Below are 7,926 nucleotides of genomic sequence, written 5' to 3'. Positions count from 1 at the left end.
GCTGAAGTTCTACACCGAAGAGGGCAACTTCGACATGGTGGGTAATAATACCCCCGTGTTCTTCGTTCGCGATCCGCTTAAATTCCAGCACTTTATCCACTCACAAAAGCGTCGCGCGGATAACGGTTTGCGTGATCACGATATGCAGTGGGATTTCTGGACGCTGTCGCCGCAATCTGCACACCAGGTAACCTGGTTGATGGGCGATCGTGGTATCCCTGCCAGCTGGCGCCATATGAACGGCTATTCAAGCCATACCTATATGTGGATTAACGCTGAAGGCGAGCGTTTCTGGGTGAAGTACCACTTCAAGACTGACCAGGGCATTAAGTGCATGACCCAGGAACAGGCCGATAAGATGGCGGGCGCGGATGCCGATTACCATCGCCGCGATCTGTTCGATGCCATCAAACGCGGTGATCATCCCACCTGGGCACTGCAAGTTCAGATTATGCCGTTTGAAGATGCCAAGACCTACCACATCAACCCCTTCGATTTGACCAAGGTGTGGCCGCACGCGGACTACCCGCTGCAAGAGGTCGGTAAGATGACGCTGGATCGCAACCCCGTCGATTTCCACTCGCAAATCGAGCAGGCAGCGTTTCAGCCCAGCAACGCCGTACCGGGCACCGGTTTCTCACCGGATAAAATGCTGTTGGCGCGGGTAATATCCTACGCTGATGCGCACCGCGCGCGTCTAGGGGTGAACTACCAACAAATCCCCGTTAACGCGCCCAAGGCCCCGGTTAACAGCTATTCCCAAGGTGGTCGGATGCGTATTTCCCACTCCACCGACCCGGTGTACGCACCTAATAGCAAAGGGGGCGCTCTCGCTAATCCGGAAAGGTATCCGGAAGATGCGACATGGGAGACTGACGGCGAGCTGGTTCGCGCCGCCTACACGCTGCGCTCGGGCGATGGCGATTTCAACCAAGCCAATGACCTGGTCAATAAGGTAATGGATGACGCCGCCCGCGATCGGTTGGTCAACAATATTGTGGGCCACGTTTCCGACGGTGTGGAAGAGCCGGTACTGTCACGGGTGTTCGAGTACTGGAAAAACGTCGACCAGACTATCGGCGAGCGTGTCGAGCAGGGCGTAAAGGCGAACCGCAAGGAAAACGGTCAGTAAGCTTACGCAATTAGCAAAACGAACCCGCTACGCGCTTGCGTAGCGGGTTTTTTTATACAACGCATTCAGGTTCTTTCACCAAGCTAAGCGCGTCATCAAATAGGCGCAATCCTGCGCCTTCTTTGTGCGCGTGTTCCGACAAATGCCGCCGAAAGCGCCTGCCGCCAGGGCAACCCTGGAACAAGCCCAGCAGGTGGCGAGTAATGTGATTCAGCTTCGCGCCTTCATCCAAGCGCTGCTGAATATAAGGCCGAAACGCAGTCGCGGCATCCAAGCGGCTCGCTGCGGGGCCTTTTTCACCAAACAGCTGTTCATCAACCCCGGCTAACAGCCAGGGGTTTTGATACGCCTCACGCCCCACCATCACGCTATCCACGTGGGTAAGCTGTTCACGGCACTCGGCCAGCGTTTTAATCCCGCCATTAATGCCGATATGCAATTCAGGACGGCTCTGTTTTAAACGGTGAACACGAGGATAGTTAAGTGGCGGTACATCGCGGTTCTGCTTAGGTGATAAACCCTGTAGCCACGCCTTACGGGCGTGAACGGTAAACACCTCGCAGCCAGCGTCAGCGACAATCGCAATAAATCGCTCAAGGTCAGCGTCTTCATCCTGGTCGTCGATGCCAATGCGACATTTCACCGTGACCGGAATAGACACCGCGGCCTGTAGCGCTCGCACTGCATCCGCGACCTTTTCGGGGTAGCCCATCAAGCACGCGCCAATCATGTTGTTCTGCACGCGATCACTCGGGCAACCCACGTTCAGGTTCACCTCATCATAGCCCCACGCCTCGGCAATCGCCGCGCACTCCGCCAGCTCACCGGCATCGCTACCGCCCAACTGCAGCGCCAGCGGATGCTCCACCTCGTTATAGCCCAAAAAGCGCTCACGGGGCATTCCGTGCAAAATCGCACCGGTCGTGACCATCTCGGTATACAGCAGCGTACGCTTGGTTAAAGTGCGTGCGAACGCTCTGTAGTCTCTCGTAGTCCAGTCCATCATGGGCGCGACGGAGAAAGTTCTATCCAGCTCAGGACGGACAATGCCAGACTTTATGCGGGTTTGCGCGGTTGTGGTGTCATTCATAACTGTTCATATTTACAGTGGTTGAGCGGCGTTTTTCATGGTTCGTTGGTACATATTTGGTACGTGAGCCGCTTTTGATTTGGTACATCTAAGAGGCAAGCATGGCAACGATTCGCAAGCGCCGTAAAAAGGACGGCAGTTTCTCATATATGGTGCAAATTCGCATCGCTCGCCGTGGTCAACCAGACTACTCTGAAACAAAAACTTTCCCCAGAAAAGCAATGGCAGAAGAGTGGGCGAAACGCCGGGAGCTGGACTTGGCCACTCCCGGAGGCGTACTTACTGCGAAATGGAAAGGCGTCACTTTACACGATGCGATTGAGCGGTACCTACATGAGTTTGCCGAAGGTGCTGGGCGTAGTAAGCGAGCCACTATTGAGCAATTGCGGCGCTTTCCTATTGCTCGCGTCAAAATCACAGAGCTCAGCAGCGAGCAGATTATTGACCATGCTCAGATGCGTAGACGAAGCGGCGTAAAACCATCCACAACGTCGCAGGATATCACTTGGTTGGGCATTATCTTAAAAACATCTGTAGCAGCCTGGCGTATGCCAGTAGATTTGAATGAGTTTGAGTCGGCTAAGTTACTGCTGAAGAGCAAAGGACTGATTAGCCGGCCAGCGTCGCGGGATCGACGGCCAACAGCCGACGAAATTGAGCGACTACGGGCTTACTTCGTGCGCTCCCAAAAGATCCGGCCGAGTGCGCTTATTCCCATGGAAGACATCATGGATTTTGCCATTGCTTCGGCGCGTCGTCAGGAAGAGATTACCCGGCTCACTTGGGACGACCTGGATACAGAGGCGATGACCTGCTGGGTGCGCGATGCCAAGCACCCACGACAGAAATGGGGCAACCATAAGCGCTTTAAGCTCACCCATGAGGCGATGGCCATTATCCAACGGCAGCCGCGTAAAAAAGATGAGCCGCGGATCTTCCCCTATTGGGCGAAATCGATTGGTACACGCTGGCGGGCAGCGACGGAGTCCAAAGGCATTGAGGATCTTCGCTTTCACGATCTGCGCCATGAAGCGACCTCGCGGCTATTTGAGTCGGGGTATGAGATCGTGGAGGTTCAGCAGTTCACACTGCATGAGAGTTGGGATGTGTTGAAGCGGTACACGCATTTAAGGCCAGAAAAGCTACAATTGCGCTAGTCTTATACCGTTGTTTTTATGAGAAGGCCGCTCGATAGAGCGGCATGCCTAATCTGGGCAACCATTACGCTCGCACTTTCTAACGCGGGCATAACAATCGGCCAGTTTTCCCTCCAGTTCCTTAATTCGTTTTACTAGAACGTCTTCCCTCGGCAAAACCCGGCTTTCCAATGCGCGTATGCAAGCAGTAAGCCGTTCAATTTCGATGCTGGAAAGAGGGCGTTTGCTGGCTGTTGCAAGGGTTCGCTCTATTGCGCTGTTCATATTATTCCTCCTGTTTGTTTGAAAGAGTTCATCAGATCGTAGATATACAGAAGTTCACGCCCCACGAAAGCTGGGGTATCGTGGAGAGTTATAATCATTTGATTCAGGGGTAAAGGGCTTAATATGTCAGTGAAAAAGCATTTTGATCACAACGGAATTGTTTATGCAATTGACGTCTCTAATCGTAATCATGAGATAAAAGTGCAAGTTGTAGATAAGGATAATCATCAGCCTATCAATAGCGCCATATCCTACGGCCTCTCAGGTGTGCATTACAGCGATACAGCTTACGAGGGAGCAATGCCAGAGGTCATAAAAACTCTGGTGGAGACTTGTGAAAGTGATTTTAAAAAATGGGATGCATACAATAGTTCAGAGTTTCAAAATTATATATTATCTTAATCTTTTCTAAGCGCCGCATCAGCGGCGCCTCCCTCACTCATTCACCATCTTCCACTGTTCCCTTGCTTCGGCCCGCTTCTCATCGATGTACTCAGCTAGGTCGATCGCGCTAACCAGCCATGGGCTTTTCTGTGAGTCACCAGCACGGTAGGCCGGTACTGGCAGTGCTTGGGCGCCGGCGCGGAAGGCGGCGGTGCGGGGGCTGATGCCGAAGAAGCGTGGGGCGACTTCTTCTAGCGGTAGTTCTGTACGGCCGTTGAATTCGGCGAGTAATCCAAAGTATGTGTTCATTGCTGGCTCCCTGGGCACTGCTTCCACTTAAGGAAGCGTTGGCGAATGCGGCGGAACATGGCCGCCGCGGTTGGGTTGTGGTCTAACTCGGCCCGGCTTTGGATCTGGCTGGCGGCGCAGAGCCAATCCCGGGCGTCTTCGGTGTTGTGGGTGCCGTCGGGTAGTTGGAACTCGGTCATGTTGTGTTTGGCGCGCCGGCGGCGATCCAGGTAGAGCTGAAAGGCAGAGTCCTGGCAAAGCATGGCGGCTTGCCGGGCCAGCTTGCCGCCTTTAGCGTGTTGTTCGCACATGCCGCCCCCGTTGCTCACGAATGCCCTGGCACTCTATGCAAGTGGTGGCCCAGGGCGCCGCATTGCGGCGTGCTTGGGGGATCTCGAAGCCACAATCTTCACACTCGGGGCTGATGGCCATGTCGACGCCTGTCCAAATGGGTCGTTTAGCCAGCGCGGCTTCCATGCGGCGTTCCATGAGTTCGGTGGCGATGTCGGCGTTGTCTGCCATGGTTACTGCTCCTCTTGTTTTTCAATGGCAGCAAAGCGCTGCATTAGCTGGTGTCCATCCGGTAGGTATTCATGCAGCTCGTGATCGCTGACGGCTGACCATTCGATCACCGCCAAGGCTGCGCCACGAAGGTCGCCATCCAGTACCCGCAAGCTGGTCAGGTTCAGCGGCCAGGCGTAGCTGTTGTAAACGGCTAGCAGAACGCGGCGACAGTGTTGCGGCTGGTGGCTATTGCCCTGGGCCACTTCTGCTAGGTGTTGCAGGGCAGGCAGGCCAGTCGTTGCGACCCGGGTGCGGTAATCGTTGGCGTTGGCTTCGGCGTCAATCATCACCTCCAGCGCTTCGCGGTTGCGTTCGCGCAGGCGCTGGGTCACCAGTGGCATTGAGTGGTTAGTTGTCATCACAGGCTCCTTCATGCTTGAAACACCCAGCACTTCACGCTGCCGCCGTTCAGGCGGACACGGGAGTTCACGGTGCGGTTGGAATCGATAAACTTGCGGGTCTTGCTGCTTTTCAGATAACGCTTCAGCTCCCGCACCTCTGGGGTGCGCAGCTTGTATTCGGCGCAGGTGCGCTCGAAGTCTTTAAGGTTGATCGCGATCAGGTCGCTGCCCTTGCCGTAGTGGTTGAGCATCGGGTCATCGCGCAGCCCTTCGATGTAGTCGAAGGCTTCCCAGAATTCAGCGACCATGGGGTGGTCGGCGTTGATGGATTGCTGGCGTTCCCGGGCCATCTGCTGAATATGGCCAAGCGCCATATCGATGGTTTGCTGGTCGAAGAGATCCAAGCCCTCCGGCCCCAGGCACTCCACCAGGGCCATCAGTTGGCCGTGGCACTTGGCGATACGCAGCACTTTGATTTCCGGGTCGTCTGCCAGGTAGTCGGCGTAGTGGCGGGCGCGCTGGGTGATTAACGCAAGCAAAGCGGCCTCACGCTGGGCGACTTCCAAGGCAAACTGGCTAACGTGCTCGATCTCGCTACGTTCCAGCGCCTCGGCCATGGCTTTGGTGCTTTTGTTCTGACCTTCCCGGGTAAAGTGCAGGTGGCAGATCCGCGTTTGAATCGCTTCGCCTGCCTGCACCGGGGCGTTCTGGCTGATCACGATGCTGCCGCGAAAGGGCGGCTCGTAGGTGTCGTTGCCACTGTTCTTCACGCCCCGGGCACGGATCGAGCGGCCGTTAAAGGCGGTTTTCAGCTCATCCCAGTCAAACTGCTTCTGTTTTAAACCGCCTTCCTGCTCGCGGTCGGACTCGATCAGCACCACCGGCAGGTTGCTCACTTGGGCGAAGTTGCGCGAGCGGGCGGGCATGGTGGCCTTACTGGGATCAAAGCCTTCATAGTCGCGGCGGCCGCACAGCTTCCACAGGAATTCGATCAGCGTGGACTTACCCGCACCGGCTTCGCCGACGATCTCCAAAAACGGGAAGCTGCCCATCTCGGTGCGGATCTGCTCGGCCAGCAGGCTACCCATCCAAAAGCCCAGGGCGACCACGCCACGAGTACCAAACGCGCCCAGCAGTTGCTCCGTCCATTCACGTTGGAAGGCTTTGCGATCTTCATTAATATGTAGCGACACCGACTGGCTGAGCGTTTTTAACTGGCGGCGGGGGCCAAGCTCGAAAAAGTCTTCGCTGTTGATCGGTACCACGCGACCACCGGCCACGGCTAGGTCACCGAACACATAGGCGCCGTGCTCTTTGCTGTAGCCGATGAAGTCGATGGTCTCGACGGTTTTGATGTTGCCGATTTGATCCTGCAGCAAGCTATCCAACTGTTGGCTGGTACCTGTCCACACTGCGCCTGGCGCAACGCCCAGCAGGCGCTTTTTGTACTCACTGGCACTGGCTAACTGGCCACCGCTAAAGGTGTTCTTGATCGGCGGGCGGCCGTCGGGGAACTCCACACGGTAGTAGTACCAACTCTCATCGGTGACCGGGTTGGCCTGGTAGTAGAGCGCCGTGGGGTAACAGGTACAGATCCGCTTTACGCTGCCGGATTGCTCCAGGGCGGCGTCACGCATGGCGGGGTCGATCTGAAGCTGGTCTTCGCCGTCCAGCCCGTCGGCGCGCAGGGCGCGATCGAAGGCGTCCATGTCCAGCTTCCACCACCACAGTTGGCGTTTGAACTCGAACCAGAATTCCCGCTGCTCGCGGCGTTTGTAGATCAACAGGGCCTTGGCCATCGCGGTAGGCGCTAACAGCAAATCGCCGTGGTAGCGGTAGGTCTCCAGGTGTTTTTCAGTCAGCTCGTTGCGCTGGTGGGCGTCATTCCAGTCATGTTGGTCGCTGGGAATCTGTGCCGCTTCACAATCCCAGCCTGCGGCACGGGCGCGCTTCACATGCTTATGAATAGCGTTGTGGCCAGCGCGGTTGTTATCCAGCGCCCACACCAGGGTGGGGCAGCTGGTACCCGCTTTATGAGCAGCATCAGAAAGGGCGTTCAACGCCTCATCCGGATAGTTGCCGCAGCTCATGGCAGAAACGGCCGCAATGCCGTGGTGGTAGAGGGCGATGGCATCGAAGATGCCCTCTACAATCCACACTTCTTCGGCGGCGACTAAATCGGCGGCCGTTAGTGCCGATGGGCACCACCACTGGCCTTTATAGCGGCCAACGAAATTGGCCTTCTGCTTACCGAAGCGCTCCGGGTTATCCAGCAGGCGCTCCCAATAGGCGCCGCCGGGTAGCGCAAAGCGCACGGTAGCAGTGCCGCCGATCGTGGGCTTCCAATAGCTCTCCTGGGTGTACCAGCCTTGAAGGCGGGAAAGCTCAAAGCCTCGGCCGTCGCGCAGGTAGCCGTCCGCCACCGGCGTGGTGGAGGTGGGCTTTTCATCCGTTTTAGGTGAGTAGCGTTCACTCCAGGAGCGGAACAGGTCAGGAAACAGCGCCTTAACGTGAAGCTGCGCCCCGCAGTTGTTCTCCCGCCCGCACTTCAACATCCACGGCGCGTCGGCGTTGATGTACGCCTCGCGCTTACCGCACTCCGGGCAGCGCACCCGTTGCAGGTAGGGGCCGCGCTCAATCGCCTCAAAATCGCCGATTAAGCGCGTAACAATGTCCTGGCGCAGCGATGAATTCACGCTCGCCTCC

The 7,926-nt window shown here is 56.6% G+C and carries 9 protein-coding genes; 3 read left to right on the top strand and 6 right to left on the bottom strand.

The features are described 5' to 3' along the window. Window positions 1-1,132, top strand: a 1,132-nt coding sequence (locus tag ACTH5D_RS10990) for a catalase (RefSeq protein WP_441671146.1), incomplete at its 5' end; no start/stop codon positions are given. A gap of 52 nt (window positions 1,133-1,184) precedes the next feature. Here ACTH5D_RS10990 and dusA read toward each other — a convergent pair. After that, entirely contained in the window at window positions 1,185-2,222 is a 1,038-nt protein-coding gene (gene dusA / locus ACTH5D_RS10985; protein WP_441671144.1) for a tRNA dihydrouridine(20/20a) synthase DusA, read from the bottom strand. Window positions 2,223-2,323: 101 nt separating this feature from the next. Between dusA and ACTH5D_RS10980 the strand changes: the two genes are divergently transcribed. Together ACTH5D_RS10980 and ACTH5D_RS10975 are read left to right on the top strand one after the other, a co-directional pair. Next, window positions 2,324-3,379 (top strand): site-specific integrase, encoded by a 1,056-nt coding sequence (locus ACTH5D_RS10980; RefSeq protein ID WP_441671142.1) that lies wholly within the window; start codon window positions 2,324-2,326, stop codon window positions 3,377-3,379. Window positions 3,380-3,766: 387 nt separating this feature from the next. Then, window positions 3,767-4,045, top strand: coding sequence for a hypothetical protein (locus tag ACTH5D_RS10975; RefSeq protein WP_441671140.1), 279 nt, complete (start codon window positions 3,767-3,769; stop codon window positions 4,043-4,045). A gap of 33 nt (window positions 4,046-4,078) precedes the next feature. Here the strand turns inward: ACTH5D_RS10975 and ACTH5D_RS10970 are convergent, their stop codons facing one another. Genes ACTH5D_RS10970 through ACTH5D_RS10950 form a run of 5 tightly spaced genes read right to left on the bottom strand, consistent with a single transcriptional unit; the run spans window position 4,079 to window position 7,916 of the window. Further along, on the bottom strand, window positions 4,079-4,336 hold the full coding sequence (locus ACTH5D_RS10970; RefSeq protein WP_441671138.1) for a pyocin activator PrtN family protein: 258 nt from the start codon (window positions 4,334-4,336) through the stop codon (window positions 4,079-4,081). Further along, window positions 4,333-4,626: a hypothetical protein gene (locus tag ACTH5D_RS10965; protein WP_441671136.1), complete on the bottom strand. Its 294-nt coding sequence runs from the start codon at window positions 4,624-4,626 to the stop codon at window positions 4,333-4,335. The genes ACTH5D_RS10970 and ACTH5D_RS10965 overlap by 4 nt, the downstream gene beginning before the upstream one ends. Beyond that, the gene (locus ACTH5D_RS10960; protein WP_441671134.1) at window positions 4,607-4,837 is read right to left on the bottom strand and encodes a TraR/DksA family transcriptional regulator; all 231 of its coding nucleotides are present in this window, start codon (window positions 4,835-4,837) and stop codon (window positions 4,607-4,609) included. The genes ACTH5D_RS10965 and ACTH5D_RS10960 overlap by 20 nt, the downstream gene beginning before the upstream one ends. 2 nt (window positions 4,838-4,839) lie before the next feature. Continuing rightward, a complete protein-coding gene (locus tag ACTH5D_RS10955) occupies window positions 4,840-5,238 on the bottom strand; it encodes a DUF7673 family protein (RefSeq protein ID WP_441671132.1) in 399 nt (132 codons plus the stop codon). A gap of 11 nt (window positions 5,239-5,249) precedes the next feature. Further along, on the bottom strand, window positions 5,250-7,916 hold the full coding sequence (locus tag ACTH5D_RS10950; protein ID WP_441671130.1) for a toprim domain-containing protein: 2,667 nt from the start codon (window positions 7,914-7,916) through the stop codon (window positions 5,250-5,252). Window positions 7,917-7,926: the final 10 nt, after the last annotated feature.

Origin of the sequence: Halomonas sp. (genome assembly GCF_052095695.1) — a bacterium.
In the GTDB taxonomy this organism is placed as follows: Bacteria; Pseudomonadota; Gammaproteobacteria; order Pseudomonadales; family Halomonadaceae; genus Vreelandella.
Note: the sequence above shows the minus strand (reverse complement) of the source record. Positions and strands in the feature narration are given on the sequence as shown.